The sequence below is a fragment of the Phocaeicola intestinalis genome (assembly GCF_014837065.1).
In the GTDB taxonomy this organism is placed as follows: domain Bacteria; phylum Bacteroidota; class Bacteroidia; order Bacteroidales; family Bacteroidaceae; genus Phocaeicola; species Phocaeicola intestinalis.
Window position 1 is genome coordinate 1 of the sequence record NZ_JACSPP010000025.1, and the last position, 16,453, is coordinate 16,453.

At 51.5% G+C, this 16,453-nt stretch carries 24 protein-coding genes; 10 read left to right on the plus strand and 14 right to left on the minus strand.

Going from position 1 to position 16,453, the window contains the following annotated elements; all coding sequences use genetic code 11:
- The 10 genes from H9625_RS17715 to H9625_RS09195 form a co-directional block, all read left to right on the plus strand.
- Window positions 1-224, plus strand: a 224-nt coding sequence (locus H9625_RS17715) for a hypothetical protein (protein WP_225226388.1), incomplete at its 5' end; no start/stop codon positions are given.
- A gap of 848 nt (window positions 225-1,072) precedes the next feature.
- Complete coding sequence (locus H9625_RS09155) at window positions 1,073-1,408, plus strand: molybdenum ABC transporter ATP-binding protein (RefSeq protein WP_117681668.1); 336 nt, start codon at window positions 1,073-1,075, stop codon at window positions 1,406-1,408.
- A gap of 6 nt (window positions 1,409-1,414) precedes the next feature.
- A complete protein-coding gene (locus H9625_RS09160; protein ID WP_117681667.1) occupies window positions 1,415-1,630 on the plus strand; it encodes a hypothetical protein in 216 nt (71 codons plus the stop codon).
- An 11-nt stretch (window positions 1,631-1,641) separates the two neighbouring features.
- A complete protein-coding gene (locus H9625_RS09165) occupies window positions 1,642-1,863 on the plus strand; it encodes a hypothetical protein (protein ID WP_117681666.1) in 222 nt (73 codons plus the stop codon).
- A 13-nt stretch (window positions 1,864-1,876) separates the two neighbouring features.
- The gene (locus H9625_RS09170; RefSeq protein WP_117681665.1) at window positions 1,877-2,302 is read left to right on the plus strand and encodes a PcfK-like family protein; all 426 of its coding nucleotides are present in this window, start codon (window positions 1,877-1,879) and stop codon (window positions 2,300-2,302) included.
- A complete protein-coding gene (locus tag H9625_RS09175) occupies window positions 2,299-3,582 on the plus strand; it encodes a PcfJ domain-containing protein (protein WP_117681664.1) in 1,284 nt (427 codons plus the stop codon). Before H9625_RS09170 ends, H9625_RS09175 begins: the two co-directional genes overlap by 4 nt.
- A gap of 24 nt (window positions 3,583-3,606) precedes the next feature.
- Entirely contained in the window at window positions 3,607-3,864 is a 258-nt protein-coding gene (locus tag H9625_RS09180) for a hypothetical protein (protein ID WP_117681663.1), read from the plus strand.
- 12 nt (window positions 3,865-3,876) lie between these two features.
- Window positions 3,877-4,107: a DUF3873 domain-containing protein gene (locus H9625_RS09185; protein WP_117681662.1), complete on the plus strand. Its 231-nt coding sequence runs from the start codon at window positions 3,877-3,879 to the stop codon at window positions 4,105-4,107.
- Complete coding sequence (locus H9625_RS09190) at window positions 4,104-4,352, plus strand: DUF6956 domain-containing protein (RefSeq protein ID WP_117681661.1); 249 nt, start codon at window positions 4,104-4,106, stop codon at window positions 4,350-4,352. Before H9625_RS09185 ends, H9625_RS09190 begins: the two co-directional genes overlap by 4 nt.
- A gap of 53 nt (window positions 4,353-4,405) precedes the next feature.
- A complete protein-coding gene (locus H9625_RS09195) occupies window positions 4,406-4,714 on the plus strand; it encodes a hypothetical protein (protein WP_117681660.1) in 309 nt (102 codons plus the stop codon).
- Between the two features lie 423 nt (window positions 4,715-5,137).
- Here the strand turns inward: H9625_RS09195 and H9625_RS09200 are convergent, their stop codons facing one another.
- The 14 genes from H9625_RS09200 to H9625_RS09265 all read right to left on the minus strand — a co-directional run bounded on the left by H9625_RS09200 (window position 5,138) and on the right by H9625_RS09265 (window position 16,414).
- On the minus strand, window positions 5,138-5,665 hold the full coding sequence (locus tag H9625_RS09200) for a glycoside hydrolase family protein (RefSeq protein ID WP_191764036.1): 528 nt from the start codon (window positions 5,663-5,665) through the stop codon (window positions 5,138-5,140).
- Window positions 5,662-6,168 carry a DUF3872 domain-containing protein gene (locus tag H9625_RS09205; protein WP_151878056.1) on the minus strand — a complete coding sequence of 169 codons (507 nt, stop codon included), beginning with the start codon at window positions 6,166-6,168 and terminating at the stop codon, window positions 5,662-5,664. Before H9625_RS09205 ends, H9625_RS09200 begins: the two co-directional genes overlap by 4 nt.
- Window positions 6,165-7,070, minus strand: coding sequence for a toprim domain-containing protein (locus H9625_RS09210; RefSeq protein ID WP_151878055.1), 906 nt, complete (start codon window positions 7,068-7,070; stop codon window positions 6,165-6,167). Before H9625_RS09210 ends, H9625_RS09205 begins: the two co-directional genes overlap by 4 nt.
- A gap of 8 nt (window positions 7,071-7,078) precedes the next feature.
- Window positions 7,079-7,654 (minus strand): conjugal transfer protein TraO, encoded by a 576-nt coding sequence (locus H9625_RS09215; protein ID WP_151878054.1) that lies wholly within the window; start codon window positions 7,652-7,654, stop codon window positions 7,079-7,081.
- A 2-nt stretch (window positions 7,655-7,656) separates the two neighbouring features.
- Window positions 7,657-8,646 (minus strand): conjugative transposon protein TraN, encoded by a 990-nt coding sequence (gene traN / locus H9625_RS09220; RefSeq protein ID WP_151878053.1) that lies wholly within the window; start codon window positions 8,644-8,646, stop codon window positions 7,657-7,659.
- A gap of 78 nt (window positions 8,647-8,724) precedes the next feature.
- Window positions 8,725-10,083 (minus strand): conjugative transposon protein TraM, encoded by a 1,359-nt coding sequence (gene traM, locus H9625_RS09225; RefSeq protein ID WP_191764038.1) that lies wholly within the window; start codon window positions 10,081-10,083, stop codon window positions 8,725-8,727.
- A complete protein-coding gene (locus H9625_RS09230; RefSeq protein ID WP_151878051.1) occupies window positions 10,064-10,372 on the minus strand; it encodes a TraL conjugative transposon family protein in 309 nt (102 codons plus the stop codon). The genes traM and H9625_RS09230 overlap by 20 nt, the downstream gene beginning before the upstream one ends.
- Before the next feature lie 5 nt (window positions 10,373-10,377).
- Window positions 10,378-11,001 (minus strand): conjugative transposon protein TraK, encoded by a 624-nt coding sequence (traK, locus tag H9625_RS09235; RefSeq protein WP_151878050.1) that lies wholly within the window; start codon window positions 10,999-11,001, stop codon window positions 10,378-10,380.
- 132 nt (window positions 11,002-11,133) lie between these two features.
- Window positions 11,134-12,138, minus strand: coding sequence for a conjugative transposon protein TraJ (gene traJ, locus H9625_RS09240; RefSeq protein ID WP_151878049.1), 1,005 nt, complete (start codon window positions 12,136-12,138; stop codon window positions 11,134-11,136).
- A 3-nt stretch (window positions 12,139-12,141) separates the two neighbouring features.
- Window positions 12,142-12,771: a DUF4141 domain-containing protein gene (locus H9625_RS09245; protein ID WP_151878048.1), complete on the minus strand. Its 630-nt coding sequence runs from the start codon at window positions 12,769-12,771 to the stop codon at window positions 12,142-12,144.
- A gap of 32 nt (window positions 12,772-12,803) precedes the next feature.
- The gene (locus H9625_RS09250; protein WP_151878047.1) at window positions 12,804-13,187 is read right to left on the minus strand and encodes a DUF3876 domain-containing protein; all 384 of its coding nucleotides are present in this window, start codon (window positions 13,185-13,187) and stop codon (window positions 12,804-12,806) included.
- A 65-nt stretch (window positions 13,188-13,252) separates the two neighbouring features.
- Entirely contained in the window at window positions 13,253-15,757 is a 2,505-nt protein-coding gene (locus H9625_RS09255) for a TraG family conjugative transposon ATPase (RefSeq protein WP_151878046.1), read from the minus strand.
- The gene (locus tag H9625_RS09260) at window positions 15,754-16,086 is read right to left on the minus strand and encodes a DUF4133 domain-containing protein (RefSeq protein WP_151878045.1); all 333 of its coding nucleotides are present in this window, start codon (window positions 16,084-16,086) and stop codon (window positions 15,754-15,756) included. Before H9625_RS09260 ends, H9625_RS09255 begins: the two co-directional genes overlap by 4 nt.
- A 10-nt stretch (window positions 16,087-16,096) precedes the next feature.
- Window positions 16,097-16,414 (minus strand): DUF4134 domain-containing protein, encoded by a 318-nt coding sequence (locus H9625_RS09265; protein WP_151878044.1) that lies wholly within the window; start codon window positions 16,412-16,414, stop codon window positions 16,097-16,099.
- Window positions 16,415-16,453: the final 39 nt, after the last annotated feature.

The following is a 16,453-nucleotide window of genomic DNA, read 5'->3' on the forward strand; positions in this document are numbered from 1 at the left end:
TGACTGACGAAGATATCTATCAGGCTATCATCAACAGGGAGGAAGATATGAAACATATTTGCGACATTTATAGATTAGAAGTTACCAAAAGAGTGTATTCTATTGGAAATGAGCGTGTATTAGTTGCTCATTATGGTAATAGGTTACGAATTAGTAAGTTATCTACTGCATTATTCTTCTGCGCGTTGCGTAACCTTCAAAGAACTCTTCGTATGCAAAGGTAGCGATTTTAATTGGGACTTTTGAAGTATTCCACCTGTTTTTTATTCATATTTTCCGTAAAAGCTGATTTATCCGTCGGCACACCATCGCCCAAAAGAATTTTGAACGAACGTGTGCCTACTACCGCATAAGTTGAGAAAAGGGTTTTGCCTCACGCCTAAACGACTGTTTAGACTGATGAAGCAAGGCCCATTTCTTTTGTACTTATGCCTAAGAGGTGCTTTTACGGGGTTCTGACGATTTTTCTTTTTCGATGTTCCTTTAAGCCGTAAGCGGAAAGCCGTGTCTGACCACCCGATCCATGAATGGAACAGGCCGTCACTCACGGCAGGCAAACCGGGAAGTATGGTTTTATCCATCCGACCAAACACGTTTGGCCAGACAGACAAAACCATACTTCCTTGTAGGTGGTTTGCCCGGTTTCACGCTACCGGCTATGCTCTTTCTTTTTGTCGGAGATTTCTCTTTTCACGGATTTTCTTTTCGAGATTTTCCAGTCTAATCTGCCTCTACTTCCGTTTACCTCCATTTCCGCGCCTTTCAGTGAGCCGCATCAGGCTGTCATTTCCGTTCTGGGCGCAAAGGTAATTACGGGATTGGACGGGAATGCAAGGTCAAGCCTCCTGTTTTCTGGAAAAATCTCCAGCCCTGCGGGTAGTATTTTTCCGAAAAACCTTGCAATCCCTAATCCCTACCTTGTTAAGCACCCGAAACGAAAACGACCGATGCGACAGAAAGACGCATTAAAAAAAATGTCGGATAAACAAGAGGCAGATAAGAAAGTTTGAAACTCAACTCCCTCAGCTCTTGAATCCGCATTAAAAAATAAAAAATCAAAAACAAAACGGATATGAGAACAACAATAGCAACAAAATTCGTGGCTTGGGAAGTGCCGACACTGGAAGCACTGAAAGGCAGTAAGGTTTACATTCTTCGTGAGAAACTGAACAACGGAGGACAGATGAACCGAGAGGAAAAGGATTGGCTCACCGAAAAAGTGAACAGCAACACCTATTTCAAAAGTGCAGTTCCCTTACAAGGCTGGAGGTTTGACTTCTCCGACATTCTCCGAACTTACATCGTAAAGCAGTACGGACATTGGACGGAATATAAGGCAACCGACAAGACCGCACTCCGCAGTTTCCTTTACGGCAGGATTGACAACATCGTGGAACTTGACAAATGAACGTATATGACAGCAACGGCAGACATCAGACAGACAGCGCAGTACATGGGTATTGCTATATGCACCCTAATCATGCGCACCGCCTTTGGGGTGTTCGGCATCCTTTGGAGCATCGTCAAAGAGATAGTAAACGGAGTGTTCCGAGTGGCGATAGGCATAATCGTGGCTATCCTTTCCACAATCGCCTTCTTCGGCTTCATTCTTTGGTTATTCACCCTTTAACCCTTACCGACATGGCAAAGAGAAGCAGCAGGACAGCAGCGCAGCAATGCAGATACTACGAGGTGGACAACATCTTCGAGTATATGGTGGAAACGTACATCAACGGCAACATATCCGTATTCCGTGAACTCTACCACGAACTGAACAAGGACGCACGGAAAGACTTTATGGATTTCCTGTTGAGCGAGGTAGAGCCTACCTATTGGAGAGAGATACTGAAACAGACAATCTAAAAACGAAAGCGATATGAAAGGAACAGACCATTTCAAGAGAACGATACAGATGTATTTGGAGCAACGTGCGGCGGAAGATGTGCTCTTTGCCAAGAACTACCGCAACCCAGCCAAGAACATAGACGATTGTGTTACCTACATTCTGAACTATGTGCAGAAGAGCGGTTGCAACGGCTTCACGGACGGGGAGATTTACGGACAAGCCGTACACTACTATGACGAGAACGAGATAGAGGTGGGCAAGCCTATCCAATGCCAGGTAGCCGTGAACCATGTGGTGGAACTCACCGCAGAGGAAAAGGCGGAAGCACGTCAGAAGGCTATACGGCAATACCAAGAGGAGGAAGTCCGCAGGTTGCAAAACCGCAACAAGCCGAGAACCGCCACCAAAGCGACCGCACAACCTATTCAAGAACCCTCATTATTTGATATGTTATGAAACCGAGGACACGCATACAGAAAGAGGTAGCCAAGTTAATCCGCAGACTGCCCGAACTGACCGAGAAACAGACGGCATACGCATTTGAGCATTGCTTCAAGCACTATGCCCACAGAACGAAAGGCGGCATCCTCACTTGTACCGAGTGCGGACACCGATGGAAAAGCGAACACCCGCTTGCGGAGAGCGTATGCGGTTGCACCTGCCCCCATTGCGGAAAAGAACTTGAAGTGCTTGACACCCGAAAGCGAGTGTTCAAGGATATGGAATACTTCTCCGTCATCACGACCTGCAAGCAGTTCCAAGTAATCCGTTTCTTCGCAGTACATCTTAAACGGAAGGTGTGCCAGCCTGCCAAGTATTACATCAGCGAGGTGGTCCAACGATGGATTGCACCCGACGGCAAGACGGAGACCGTGGCAAGGTTACGTTGTCAGAGCCTTTTCTACTGCGACCTATGGAACGAATGGAGCGATATGGAAATCCGTGGCAACAAGAAATTCGGGGCATACGACATAGACCCTATCTGCACTTATCCGACAACAAGGCTTATCCCCGAACTGAAGCGCAACGGCTTCAAGGGGGACTGCCACAACATCTTGCCCTATGACCTTTTCACGGCTATCCTTTCCGACAGCCGAGCCGAAACGCTTTTGAAGGCAGGACAATATCCCATGTTGCGCCACTACATCCGCAGTTCCTTTGACATGGGGCAGTATTGGAACTCCATCAAGATTTGCATCCGCAACGGCTACACCATTTCGGACGGCTCAATGTGGAAAGACACCATAGACCTTCTGCGACATTTCGGCAAGGACACCAACTGCCCGAAGTATGTTTGCCCCGCCGACCTTAAAGCGGAACACGACAAGTTGGTCGTAAGGCGCAACCGACAAAGGGAGCGTGAGAGAAGCGAGGAAGAACGGAGAAAGATGATAGAGAACGAGAAGAACTATCTGAAAGCCAAAGGAATGTTCTTCGGGCTTGTATTCTCCGACAACCTTATCCTTGTCAAAGTCATAGAGAGCGTGGAGGAAATGGAAACCGAGGGACGGCTGATGCACCATTGCGTGGGTGGCTATCACAATAAGGCAGACTCCCTTATCCTTTCCGCAACCATTGATGGCAAGCGCATAGAAACCGTGGAAGTGTCCTTGAAAACGCTGAAAGTGGTACAGAGCAGAGGGGTGTGCAACTCCAACACCGAGTACCACGACCGCATCATCCGACTTGTGGAGGATAATGCCGGACTGATACAACAACGGATGAACGTGGCATAACATCAACCTATAATACCTAACAATATGGAAGTAAGAATTGAAAGCATGGTAAGCGTATGGGACGACCAAATCCCGATGTTGCTCATCAACCTTGTGAACACAGCCGTGTTCGCAAGGAACGGGAGCGAGTTCAAGACCGCCATACGGCAGTTATCCGAAAACACGGACTTTGACAAGTTCTTCGCCTACGGCTATGGACGCAACCACTTTTGGCTGAAACAACGGCTTGCATCGGATGCAAGCAAACACATGGAGAACAGATTACTGATTGTTGAATTTTAACCCTACACGATTATGACAACAAGAATGACCATCAACGGAGTAAGCACCTGCATAGAGGCAGGAACGGAGAAGTATGAGAAATTCCAAACGGGTATCGGCAGACGCAAGCGGACGCTTGTGCAGTACGACTACCGCCACATGGACGGAGAATTGTTCGCTTGTGTGAAACCCACATTGGACGAGTGCAGAGCCGCACGGGACAAATGGTTGAATAACAAGCAAGGAAAGGAGGACAAGCGATGAATGAAGCAGGCTACCAAACGCTGATAGTCAAGTTCAGCGAACCTATTACAATTTTGGACGGCATATTTGACGATGCCGAAGCGTGGGGCGTTGATACCCTGAAAGGATGGATAGAAGACTACGAGAGCACACGTTTTACCGCCACTGACATCCATACGGCAGTCATAACGAGCGAGTACAACATGGAATGTGTGAAGGAGTGGCTGCAACGGCGGACACCCATTGCCGAAATAACGGAATATTGAATGTGTAGGCGGTGTCCGCACCGCCTACATACCATACCTAAAAGACAACGGACATGATAGCAAAGACAATTTTAGAGCAGATAGGCGGCAGACGCTTTGCCGTCATCACGGGAAGCAAGGACTTCATAGACATGGGCAACGGCTTACGCATGAGCCTTGCGAGGAACAAGACAAGCGCGAACCGCCTTGACATCATTTATGACGGAGGGGCAGACCTCTACAATATGCGTTTCTACCGCAAGACGTTCAGCAAAAAGACATTCGAGAGCAGGACAAAAGACATAGAAACGCATGAGGGGATATATTGCGATATGCTGGAGGACGTATTCACAATGGTAACGGGACTTTACACCCGATTTTAAGAGGTGGGCGGCGAAAAGCCGCCTACTTTCTTTCATGAGCATGATGGCGGGCAAAGAAAGTAGCAAAGAAACCGCTGTTTCAATCTGCGATAATGTATAAAAGAAACAGGGAGTATGCTTGCCTACTCCCTGAAGAATATTCTCTTTTTCAAAATAATGCTATGAAGCCTACAATCAAAGACAGTATGCTAATCACAAGCTACACCTTGTCATAGGGCGAAAAGGATTTTTTTGATTGAGTTTTCTTCTTTTTAGAAAACTCAATCTACAACTTAAATGAAATATCCAATTTCATGATCGCTATATTTTGAGTTTTAGACTGAATTTTTATCGTCCTCGTAGTCATTTTTGGACACTTACGATTAAACAAAAGGCGTGCCAATTTGAATATAGCACGCCTTTTGCAGTCGTTTTGTCAGTCATTTACGGTTCATACAGCAGCGCAAACTCCGCCTTTCTCCGTTTAAGCAGCATGGCGTGGCGTTTGCCCTTGTAGTTGCAGAAAGCGATATACTCGCGGTAAATGTTCCTGTCGCCCGCCTCTAACTTTCGTATCAGCGCACTTTTGTGTATCTTCTTGCTTCCTAAAAGCCGGTACGGACCGACATTGTAGGCAAGCGTGGCAAGGAGCAGACTATCTTTCCCGAATTTGCGGAACATTGCGCAGAACTTCCGAAGGTCTTTCCGCAGGAGCACGTCCGCCTCCCGCTTCGTCATGGTGCGTGCCGAATACCTTTCGCCAGGCAACAGCTTATGCCCGTATCCCACATATGGATGGTGTTTCTCCGAGTGCCAGCCCTCAAAGTATTTGGTACAGCGCACCGCCCTCTCGAATAGTGGCAGCCGATAGATAGCCGCCTGTCCGTCCGTTCCCTTATTGCGGCTGATCTGTGCGGACACAGAACAGACCACCATAAGCGAACAGAGGATAGCCATGAATACACGCATCATCGCATAATGGGTTTGAAATTCCCGATGGGAACAACCGATATAATCCCGTCGTCCTTCACGTTTCGGTTATTGAAGTCAAACTCCAGCTCATAGGAGTTGCCGAAGTTGTCCTCCACCACCACAATGAAGTTGTGAGCCTCGTTCCCCTTTGCCGTATAGTACAGTCGGAACTTCTCGTTTTCGAGCAGATAACGGTCATTGGGCAGGAAGGTGATGCCGTTGTCCATTTCCAGCGTACCGTCTCCCTCAAACTGGAAATACCGGATGGTGTAGAGCGTATTGGCGAAGTCGCCCGTCTTTTTCAGTTCACAGCGTATTTCCACCGTCTGCCCCTTCGTCACCTTGTTAGGCACGGGCATGGTTTCCACCGTAAACGGATAGGATTGCTGGATGTCCATGTCGTCATCACACGATACGACGGTGAGCGACAGGGCGGCGAACAGGCAGAGTGCCAACGCCTTGAAGATTGAGTTTTTCTTGTTTCTGTTGTTCAGTATGTTCATTGTCCTTTGATTTTTGAGTTATTGTTCAATTCTTTTTTCGTTGTCAGTTGCAGGTACTCGTTCAAGTCCTTGCAACCGTCATAGAGTGCGGAACGGTCATTGATACGTTCCTTGTAGTGTCCTTTCAGCGTTTCCAACGTGCGCCGTCCGGATTCGTCATGGTCAAGATAACAGTCGATACACCCGTAACCGTCCAGATCCCTCATTGCCTTTTCCACGTTGGCAACCGAGTTCAGCACAAGGCAGTCGCCCGTTTCCAATCCGAGCGTGGCAGCGGAGAGAAAGTCCATGAAACCCTCGAAGACGCTGCACACGTCAGTCGGAAAGCATTCCGCCTTGACCAGCGACACATCCTTCGGCGGTACGCATCCCTTGAAGAAGCGGCTGCGTATCTCATAACCGCCCGCCACGTTCGGAAAACCGACAGCAAAATACCGTTTGCCACGCACTCCGTAATTCAGTCGGCAGCAGTAGCTTGATGCGACAGCGTAAGGAATGCCCCGTTCCGCCAGATAGTCCGTCAGTGGGGATCGATGCAGTGGGACGGCTTCCACTCCCTCAAAGACAGGTTCGGAAGGTTTAGGCAGGACGGCGGGTTTTCTCACATCGGAAGCAGGCATAGGCATATTGGCGGTTTCCGCTATGAACTTCACTTGTTCCATGAAGTCCCCGCTTCCGATAAACTCCCCGGAAAGCGTGAAGATGTCGCCACCCTTGCCCAAACCGAAGTCATACCATAGTTGTTTTGCCACATTCACGCGGAAAGATGGAGTACGCTCATTGCGATAAGGGGCACAATACCACAGCTCGTTTCCGCTTCTTCGGACAGGTTCATATCCTAACCGTGCAAGAAAGTCTGCCAGGGGTATCTGCCTCATGGCTTCGATTTCCGTCCGTTCCATGCGGTGCGTCAGTTTATGATGAACTTGATACCCAAGCCCCACTGTGTATGAAACTTCTTCGTATCGCCTCCCCACAAACAACGTTCCCGGAGGTTGGCTAGCAGGGCGATACGGTCGGCCACATAAAACTCCATATCAAGCGTCACTGCACCACCATAGATGAAAGCGTCCCGGTCATGAAGCGTGGAGCCGTCATGCAGCACCTTCTCGCCCCAGTTCACCGACTCATATCCGGCAAGAGCCGAAGCACCTGCATAGACAAATACGATTTTGCGGGGGCTGGATAGCACCTTGAAGTAGTAACCACCCTCCGCCGTGAACTGCGCCACGGGTATCTTACCGTCCTTGTAGGGATTGTTCTTCAGCAGGTATTCGCCGCCGAACACCCATTTGTTCCCCTTTTTCGTGTAGGTGGAAAGAGCCGCCCCGAAGCTGTACCCGCCATTGTTGCCGCCGGGCTTGAAGCCGTCCGCCATGTTCGCCCTGACCTCGATGCCCTGCATCTTCGGCAGGCATCGCTGGGCGTGCGCCTGCCCTGCAAAGAGGGCAAGCGACGCGATGATGATTGCGATGTACTTTCTCATGGTCAGCGCACCTGAAGTTCATTGATGGTATTGGCACGTACCAAGTCCTCGTTCTCAATCACAAAAGACTGGTGGCGGCCGCCGTTCTTCTCGTTCAGTTCCACCACAAGACACTTGTCATCGGGAATGGTGAACTTCGCCATCGTGAATACCGTGCGCTCGCTCTTCTTCCCCGGCACGCAGGTGGCGTAGTTCTGCGCACGGAGCGGCAGGATGATCTGCTCCTGCACGGCGGTACGCTTCGCCACCTTCTTGTCCACTATTTTCCATGTGATGTAGTCCACATCGAAAGGCACATTGCTCTGGTTCTTGATTTCCGTGTGGAAATAGAGAAGCCCGTTGTGCGTGTAGATGCCTTTCAGCAGGTATTGGATGCCGAAACGCTTGCAGCCGATATGCTTCACCTCACGCTTGTTCTGCTTGTGGATGGACTTCATGATAAGACGTACCAGCATCGGACTTTCGCTGCCCAGTTCTTTCAGATAGATTTCCTGCGCGTTGTTCGGGCGGTTCACCTTCTCCCCGTCATGGATGAAGTCGCACATCTCCACATTGAGCAGCAACGGTTCGGCGGCATACTTCACGTTGAAGGTGTAGAAACTCCCGTCCTCCGTTATCACGGACATATTCGTTTCATTCGGGAAATTGCGCACGGTGGCCTTCACGCGGATAACATTCTCGGCACCGTCGGCTTTACCCGCAATCAGGTCGGGTGAGCCTAAATCCACGTAGCGCACCTCTGCCGGGAAGATGACATGGACAGTCTTGTCGTAGGTTACCTCCAGCCCGTGCGGGGGTATCATGCGGTCGAAAGTCAGCTTCTTTGTCAGCCCGTGATACAGGTCGCCGTCCGCTTCTTTCTGCGGATAGACTTCCTTTGTCAAGGTCGGTTGTTCCTCACTGCCGTTGTTTTCTCCAACGGTTACTTTCTCCTGCGCGTTGGCAGTTGCGATGCCCATAGCGAGGGCAAACATCATGATTTCTTTTCTCATTTTACTTTGGATTTTAGTGGTAATTGAAAATTTGATTGTGATCGATTTCTTTTGGTTGTTGATTGTCTTTATTGGTTCTCAATCTCTATCTTGGTAGAGCATGACCTTGTACCCGGCTTTTAGATGCACCTTGACCGTGCGCATCTTTTTGGCGATGTACTGGCTCGTACCCTGTATCAACCCCTTGCCCAAATCGGAGGCGAGTTGCGCCCCGGCATTGGTGGAAATATTGATACTGCTGCCCAACGAGCCGCCCATGTTGGCGGCAACCTCCCTGACTGCATTCATCTCCATCGAGTTCGGAATGAAGATGCCGGGCTGTCCGTCCGTGTCATACACCGCCAACTCCACCGGAATGATAGTGCCGTCATATTCCAACGACGTGATGCCGATGTCGAGCCGTTCATCCTGTATCTTTGCCGTGCCGACCACCACCGCGTTGCGGGGAATGATTCTGTCCGCCACTGCCATCGGCTCCAACAGGCGCAATCTGACCGCCTGCCCGTCCGTCACGCTCTGCGCTCCATAGACACACGCCGATATGGTGTTCTTGTCCGATACGGTCGTGCCGCCTATCGCCGTGTTGAAACTGCGGTTACACTCCTGCGAGAAAGATGCGACAAACTCGGCATTACTCATCGGCTGTCCGAGCGAGGACACCACCTGATGCGCCACCTGCCTGACAGGTGCAGCCCTGTTCTTCCCTGCTTTTCCCGCTTTCTGTACGGGAGAAGGCTCTGGTGACTGTACCGTTTCCGGCTTTCCGTTGTTCTGACCGCCCATATACTTCGCCGCCAGTTCGTAGGACTTCTCCATAAGAGCCACTTGGTCATCCATAGAGGACGACTTTCCTTTCTCACTTTCAAGTTCTAATTCCAATGAGGAAATACGTTCCAGCAGTTCGTCCATCTCCGCGTTGTCGTTCTTCGGCTGCTCATAGAAGTTGCCGAGCGTGGCATTGAGGTCACGGTAGGCGGCTGCGGAGGACTGTATGGCCTTCGGTACGGATTTCTCCGCTTCCTCAGTACCTCCGGGATTGGCAAGATCGAAGTCCCTGCCACCGTCCACCTCAGCCACCTCACGGTCGAACATATCGCCCAACTGCTGCATGGCACGGCTGCGGTTCTCCTTCCGTTCCTCCATCGCCCCCTGCTCGTAGGCTTTCACCTTGTCGCCGATAATCTGGCGGTTCGCCTTGTCCGCATCGGGCATCTCCATGTTGTAACCGCCCGTTCCCGGCTGTTGCTTCTTGTCGGAGGACGGTGCGAATATCAGCCACATCGCCCCGATGAACACCAGCACCATAGCGGGCAGCACTATCATCTTCTGACGTTTCAGCCGTTGGGCTTCGGTCAGCGGCTTGCGCTCCTTTTTCGGTTTTTCATTGCCGGGAGCCGCCTTGTTTTCGTTCTTTTGTTCATTCTTCGTCTGTTCCATATAAATGAGGTATTACGTTGTGATTGTTTTCCGGCTTAATGGACAGCTCCACCTGTCCGGCATGGTCTTTCACCAACTGCCTGCCGTCATTTCTGCCGATGTCATAGACGGCTTTGCCGAAGGTGTAGAGAGCAAGCATTGCGAAGGCGGCGAGCATCGTCAGCACGATGCGTTTGCGTGTTTTCGGGGGCAAGCCGTCCAGATAGCCCTTTAGCCTTGATACCAGCATTTTCTTTTTGTCATGGAGTTTCCAATAAGCACTCCAAAATGATTTCCTGATTTTCTTCATGTCCGTTATCTTTTGATGGTCTGTAAATTCTTGTTCTCGATGATGGTGAATCCCTCGATGGTGAAACCGTTGGGATTGTCGTCCGAGCGGGACGAGTTCAAGAGGCGGCACGTGGTCACGAGGCTGCGCTCGGTGACGTTGCTCTGCCGGATGATCTTCTGCGTGGCGTAGGTTGTCGCACGATACGGGTAGCCGTTGAAGTCGCACACCACGCTGTCCACCTTCAGCACTTGGTTGATGTTCCCGGCAATGATGCGGTTGTAATACCCTTTCTCGGCGAAGTCCGAATAGTAGTGGTACACGCTCTTGTCCGCCAGCAGCAACGCCCGTTTCACGTTATGCTCTATCGCGCTCTTTTCGGGCGAGAGCGTGAAGAACAGTTCGTGGAAGCGGCGCACGTGTTCCTTTGCCTCCGCCGGGCGGTTCTGCGACAAATCCTGCGAGAGCGCCAGCATCAGCGACTTGCCGTTGTCCAGCACGTAAATCTTCTCCCGCTGCTTCTCCGCGAAGCGGTAGGAACTCCACACGCTCCATACCGTTATCACGGCGCACAGCGAGAGGAAGACAATACCGAACAGACGTATCTGCCTGAACGATGATTCAATGTTTTTGAGTGATTTGAATTCCATTGTTGTTTATTCGTTTTTTATTGTCAAATATGTTGTCTTACGGATGTTCTGTCAAGGTAGCTACCTTGTGGCGGTCGAGGTAGCTACCTTCAGCCAGTCTTTGCAGCTACCTTGACAATCTCATCCGGATTGTTATTTCAGCAGCTTCCCGGCACGTCCCAGCACATTGCCTGCGGTGGCACCCGCCACGCTTCCGGCGAATCCACCCGCCTTGCCTGCTGTCTGGTTCACATTGCGCCCGTAGCTTCCCATGCCACCGGCCTGGATGATCCAACCCGCCACCGTCGGGATGGTGAAATAGCCGATGATGCCGATAATCATGAATACGATATAGACCCCGTCACTCGAATCCAGCGAGAAGTTCGGGTCTGCCTGCATACGCTCGATGTCGCTTTGCAGCATCAGCACTTGGATTTTCGCCAGTATGGTGCTGAACATGTCCGACACTGGCAGCCACAGATAGACCTGTATGTAGCGGCATATCCATTGCGTGAGCGTGCTTTGGAAACCGTCCCACACCGATATGGCGAAGGCTATCGGACCGAGTATCGCCAGCACCACGAGGAAGAAGGTGCGGATGGTGTCTATCACGAGGGCGGCGGCTTGGAACATCAGTTCCAGTATCTCGCGGAAGAAGTCGCGGATGCCCTTCTTCATGTTGTACATTCCGCGCTCGATATACATCCCCGCCATCGTCACCATATCACCCGGCGACCAGCCTAATTCGTCCAGCTGCTTGTCAAACTCCTCGTTTGACACAAGGTAGGCGGTTTCGGGATTGCGCATCATCGCCTCGTATTCGAGTTTGTCCTTTTGCTCCCGGTATCGGTTCATGTCCAGCGTTTCTGCCTCCAGCATCTTCGCCGTACCCTGCACGACAGGCGACATGATGCTGTTTATCGTACCCAATACCACCGTCGGGAAGAACATGATGCACAGGCCGATTGCGAACGGGCGTAGCATGGGGAACACGTCTATCGGTTCGGCTCTCGCCAGCGATTGCCATACCCGGTAGGCGACGTAGAACAGCGCGCCTAATCCGGCAATACCTTTCGCCACGCCCGCCATGTCCTCGCACAGCGGCATCATCTCCTCGTAGAGTGAGCGAAGTATCTGGTGAAGGTTGTCGAAATCCATAGGCTACCAGTATCTTTCGTTGGCATTCCCGTACAGCCCCATGATGCGGTCAAGGTCGTTTTTCTTCTTCGCACGCAGGTAGCTCACACTGATGTTCTTGTTGGTGTAGTAGCTCACGAGGTTGCGGTAACGCTTCATCTTGGAGTAGCAGCTCTCCACCACGTCCATACGCTCCTTGTCCGTCATGGATAGCGTGGTGATGTTCACCACGTTCTTCAGTTCCGTCAGCACGTCGTTGGATTCCTCTAATAGTTTGGTGTAGCCGAAGGCGATGGCTCCGAGTTCCTCCACCGTGAAATTGTCGTCACGCATCATCTTCTGGAAGCTGGTCACGTAGATGTCGGTGATGTCGCCCACCATCAGGATGGTCTGCTGCACCTTGCGGGCGTCCTTGACCAGATTGTTCACGGATTTCAGAGCGTCGTAATACTTCTTGCCCTGCTCGTAAATCTTCACCGTTTCCTGAAAGTTCTTCACCATATTTTGGGCGGTCGTGGAGGTGTGTACCACGTTCTTGGAGGTGTTCACGATGCTCTGCGCGATGTTGGACGGGTCCACTACCGTCCACTGTGCGCTTGCCTTGCCCGCGACAAGCAGGCAGAGGCAGATAATCATTGTCATTCTTGTTCTCATCTTTCTTTGGATTTAGTGGTTGATATTATTGGTTATTGTTCGTTTACCGGATGTTCCGGCTGCGGTTTCACCCTGATATAGTCCCCGTTGGGCGAAAAGGTCAGGATGTCCGTCGCCTCGTTGTAGGACACGTCGATGCGGAAGCCGGTGTTCATGAACAGGTTGCCGTTCTCTTCTTTCAAAAGATAGGTTTCCGGCTTGAGCTTGCGGCTAAGTCCGCCACGCTTGAAAACCGTTACTTTGTAGGCTTCGCCCTCCTTGTAGATAAGTACGTCGGGCTTTCCCTCCACGCTTTCCCAATTCCCGCACAGCATCGTGCGCGTGTCTTCCGGTTCCGTACAGGCTTGCAGCATCATACTTGCAAGTCCTATCATGCAGCTGCCCATGAGCAGCAGTTGGTTCTTTGTTATCTTCATGTTCTTTTCTTTTTTTGTTGATGAATGATTCTGTCTTACATTGTTTCGTTACATCTGTTTATCGGTTATTCTTTGTTTCTCCTTCTTTCGGCAAGCTGACGGATGGCGGCTTCGATGTCGCCGTCCAGTTGCTCCGCCAGACGGTACACCTCCACCTTTTCTGTTTCCTCGGTGGTGTACGCCAGATACTCCTCCGCGCTCACCTCGGTGGCATAGACTGCCGACTGCGTGCCGCCCAAACCTATCCACACCTCCTTGTAGAGCCTTGACGGGTTGTTAGCCATGTTGATGGAGAGTATCTGCGACTTCTCCTTCTCCGTCAGTCCGAGCAACGCCTGTATCTGGTCAAACTTGTTCATGTACTTCCGCTGGTCGAGAAGAATCTTGCAGTCGGAGTTGTTGATGATGCTCTCCTTGACCACGGGCGAGGAAATGATGTCGTCCACCTCCTGCGTCACCACGATCGCCTCACCGAAATACTTTCGGACGGTCTTGTACATGTAGCGCAGATATTCAGCCATGTTGGCCGATGACAATGCCTTCCAAGCCTCTTCCACGATCAGTTGCTTACGTACGCCTTTCAGACGGCGCATCTTGTTGATGAAGGCTTCCATGATGATGATGGTCACGACCGGGAACAGTTCGCGGTTTTCCTTGATGCTGTCAATCTCGAATACGATGAACCGTTTGCCCAGTAGGTCAATGTTCTCTTCGGAGTTGAGCAGGAAGTCGTAGCGTCCGCCCCGGTAATACTGCCGCATGGTGGTGAGCATATTGTCGATGTTGAAGTCGGACTTCTCCACCTTGATGTCTCGTTGCGCCAGTTCCTTGCGATAATCATCGCGCATATACTCGTAGAAGGTGTTGAACGATGGAACGATGCTCCGGTCCGCCTTGATACGCTCGATGTAGGCACTTACCGCACTGCCCAGTTCGCCGCTTTCCGTCTTCGTCACCTTGTCATCCTCCGACTTCCAGAGTGTCAGCAACAGTGTCTTGATGCTGTCCTTTTTCTCCACGTCAAACACGTAGTCATCAGTGTAGAAGGGGTTGAACGAAATCGGCTTCTCTTCGGTATAGGTGAAATACACGCCGTCAGCCCCGTTTGTCTTGCGCCGTATCATCTCGCACAAGCCCTGATAGGAGTTTCCAGTGTCCACCAGTACCACGTGCGTGCCCTGTTCGTAGTATTGGCGCACAAGGTGGTTCATGAAGAACGACTTGCCGCTGCCCGAAGGACCCAATACGAACTTGTTACGGTTGGTGGTGATGCCCCGCTTCATCGGCAGGTCGCTGATGTCGAGGTGCAGCGGTTTTCCCGTGAGCCTGTCCACCATCTTGATGCCGAAGGGCGAGAGTGAACTTCGGTAGTTGGTTTCCTCCGTGAACAGGCATACAGCCTGCTCGATGAAGGTGTAAAAACTCTCTTCTGCCGGGAAGTCCGCCGCGTTGCCGGGCATCGCCGCCCAGTAGAGTGTCGGGCAGTCGATGGTGTTGTGGCGCGGTACGCACTCCATGCTTGCCAGCTGGCTGCCCACGTCGTTCTTAATGTGCTTCAGTTCCTCCATATCATCGCTCCACGCCATGACGTTGAAGTGTGCCCGTACCGATGTCAGCCCGTAGGAATGGGCTTCGTTCAGGTATTGGTCTATCCACTCGCGGTTGATGCTGTTGCTCCTTGAATAGCGGGAGAGCGACTGCATGTTCCTTGCGGACTTCTCGAACTTCTGAAGGTTCTCCTCGCTGTTGTCGATAATCACATACTGGTTGTAGATGTGGTTGCAGGAGAGCAGCAGCCCCACGGGTGAGGCGAAGGAGAGGCGGCAGTCCGAGCGGTCAGTGGATAGCCGTTCATACCGGGTGTCGGTCGCCACCTTGCCGGGCAGGTCTTCCGCATCGGAGAGGGTGTGCAGGCACAGGCGGTTGTCGCCGATGCGCATTTCCCTTGCCGAGAGGTTGATGTCCTGCAAGGTCGTGTCGCCTTCGGGCATGAGCGAGAAGTAACGTTCTATCAGTCCGGCTGTCTTCTCCGTGCCGACAATCTCGTCGGTGGAGAGACGGCGCAGCCTGACAAGTCCGCTGTCGTTCATGATGCGCTCGAACTGTTCGGCCGCCTCCATGAACTTCCCGGCGGTTTCCTTGTCCAGTTCCTTCGGGATGATATGCCCCCGGCACAGCGTGCTGAAGTTGCTCTGCATCCGGTTACGCTCCTTCGTCGTCTTGGTCAGATAGAGGTAGCAGGTGTGTTTCAGGTAGGGACGCTCGTTGAAGTGACGTTCAAAAGAACGGCTCAAAAAACTCATGTCGTCTTTTTGCAGCTCAGGCTGATAGCGTTCCTTGATGAACCAGTCCTGCTTATGCACGACAGAGAAGTCGGGCAGTACCTTGATTGCCTTGCACCAGCAGCCGTGTACCGCCTCGTACTCTGCGCTTGTCACGGTGTAAAGTTCCGGCAGCTCCACCTCGAAGGCCACCGTGATGTCGGCATCTTTGGAGATGATACAGCCATGCTCCACAGCCAATAGCGGGAACTTGTTTTCCAGTGTTGTCATTTTGGATGTATTCCTCATGTCGTTTCTTCCTTTCGTTGTCGTTTGAATAATCGGGTAATTCGCCGCCGGTTGATCAGGTATCGGGGATGGCTCCGTGCCGCTCCCAACTTCATCAGCCCGTGTTCGCCGTACCGGGCGTTCAGCGCGAAGGTCTGCCATACGAGGACGGAGGACGATACAACGCCGAAGCCGATACATATCCACTGGTCGATACCGACCATGTAGAGGATGACGAACAGGATGAAGAGTGCCAGCAGACCTCCGCAGAAGATGAAGAGGTACTGTGCCTTCAGACCCTTGAACTCTACCGGACGGCCGATCCCCTTGTTTACCGGGTATTCAGCCATACATTGCGTATTAAAGGAAGAATGAGCGCAGGATAGTGGCGGCGACAATCAGAAAGATACAGGCTCCGAACCATGAGGCGGCTGTCTTGCTTGTGTCGGGATCGCCGGACGAGAACTTGCCATACACTTTTACACCTCCGATAAGACCGACCACCGCGCCGATGGCGTAGATGAGTTTCGTGCCGGGGTCAAAATAACTGGTGACCATAGAGGTGGCTTCGTTGATGCCTGCCAGTCCGTTTCCCTGCGCGAAGACGGAGGCGGTTGCGGCGATGACGAGTGCCGTTGAGAGGATTGCTCTTTTGTTTTTCAAGATGTTCTTCTTCATAAACTGTTCTTGTTTTGTGCCGTCGAAAGGGTGGATAGT

Bases quoted from the DNA above. Each gene is read 5' to 3' on its own strand.
- H9625_RS09230 (WP_151878051.1), bottom strand. From the start codon at position 10,372: ATGAAGAAAATCAGGAAATCATTTTGGAGTGCTTATTGGAAACTCCAT.
- traJ (WP_151878049.1), bottom strand. From the start codon at position 12,138: ATGGATTTCGACAACCTTCACCAGATACTTCGCTCACTCTACGAGGAG.
- H9625_RS09175 (WP_117681664.1), top strand. From the start codon at position 2,299: ATGAAACCGAGGACACGCATACAGAAAGAGGTAGCCAAGTTAATCCGC.
- H9625_RS09185 (WP_117681662.1), top strand. From the start codon at position 3,877: ATGACAACAAGAATGACCATCAACGGAGTAAGCACCTGCATAGAGGCA.
- H9625_RS09255 (WP_151878046.1), bottom strand. From the start codon at position 15,757: ATGAGGAATACATCCAAAATGACAACACTGGAAAACAAGTTCCCGCTA.
- H9625_RS09170 (WP_117681665.1), top strand. From the start codon at position 1,877: ATGAAAGGAACAGACCATTTCAAGAGAACGATACAGATGTATTTGGAG.
- H9625_RS09200 (WP_191764036.1), bottom strand. From the start codon at position 5,665: ATGATGCGTGTATTCATGGCTATCCTCTGTTCGCTTATGGTGGTCTGT.
- traK (WP_151878050.1), bottom strand. From the start codon at position 11,001: ATGGAATTCAAATCACTCAAAAACATTGAATCATCGTTCAGGCAGATA.
- H9625_RS09250 (WP_151878047.1), bottom strand. From the start codon at position 13,187: ATGAAGATAACAAAGAACCAACTGCTGCTCATGGGCAGCTGCATGATA.
- H9625_RS09245 (WP_151878048.1), bottom strand. From the start codon at position 12,771: ATGAGAACAAGAATGACAATGATTATCTGCCTCTGCCTGCTTGTCGCG.
- H9625_RS09155 (WP_117681668.1), top strand. From the start codon at position 1,073: ATGAGAACAACAATAGCAACAAAATTCGTGGCTTGGGAAGTGCCGACA.
- traN (WP_151878053.1), bottom strand. From the start codon at position 8,646: ATGAGAAAAGAAATCATGATGTTTGCCCTCGCTATGGGCATCGCAACT.
- traM (WP_191764038.1), bottom strand. From the start codon at position 10,083: ATGGAACAGACGAAGAATGAACAAAAGAACGAAAACAAGGCGGCTCCC.
- H9625_RS09215 (WP_151878054.1), bottom strand. From the start codon at position 7,654: ATGAGAAAGTACATCGCAATCATCATCGCGTCGCTTGCCCTCTTTGCA.
- H9625_RS09190 (WP_117681661.1), top strand. From the start codon at position 4,104: ATGAATGAAGCAGGCTACCAAACGCTGATAGTCAAGTTCAGCGAACCT.
- H9625_RS09205 (WP_151878056.1), bottom strand. From the start codon at position 6,168: ATGAACATACTGAACAACAGAAACAAGAAAAACTCAATCTTCAAGGCG.
- H9625_RS09180 (WP_117681663.1), top strand. From the start codon at position 3,607: ATGGAAGTAAGAATTGAAAGCATGGTAAGCGTATGGGACGACCAAATC.
- H9625_RS09260 (WP_151878045.1), bottom strand. From the start codon at position 16,086: ATGGCTGAATACCCGGTAAACAAGGGGATCGGCCGTCCGGTAGAGTTC.
- H9625_RS09265 (WP_151878044.1), bottom strand. From the start codon at position 16,414: ATGAAGAAGAACATCTTGAAAAACAAAAGAGCAATCCTCTCAACGGCA.
- H9625_RS09165 (WP_117681666.1), top strand. From the start codon at position 1,642: ATGGCAAAGAGAAGCAGCAGGACAGCAGCGCAGCAATGCAGATACTAC.
- H9625_RS09195 (WP_117681660.1), top strand. From the start codon at position 4,406: ATGATAGCAAAGACAATTTTAGAGCAGATAGGCGGCAGACGCTTTGCC.
- H9625_RS09160 (WP_117681667.1), top strand. From the start codon at position 1,415: ATGACAGCAACGGCAGACATCAGACAGACAGCGCAGTACATGGGTATT.
- H9625_RS09210 (WP_151878055.1), bottom strand. From the start codon at position 7,070: ATGGAACGGACGGAAATCGAAGCCATGAGGCAGATACCCCTGGCAGAC.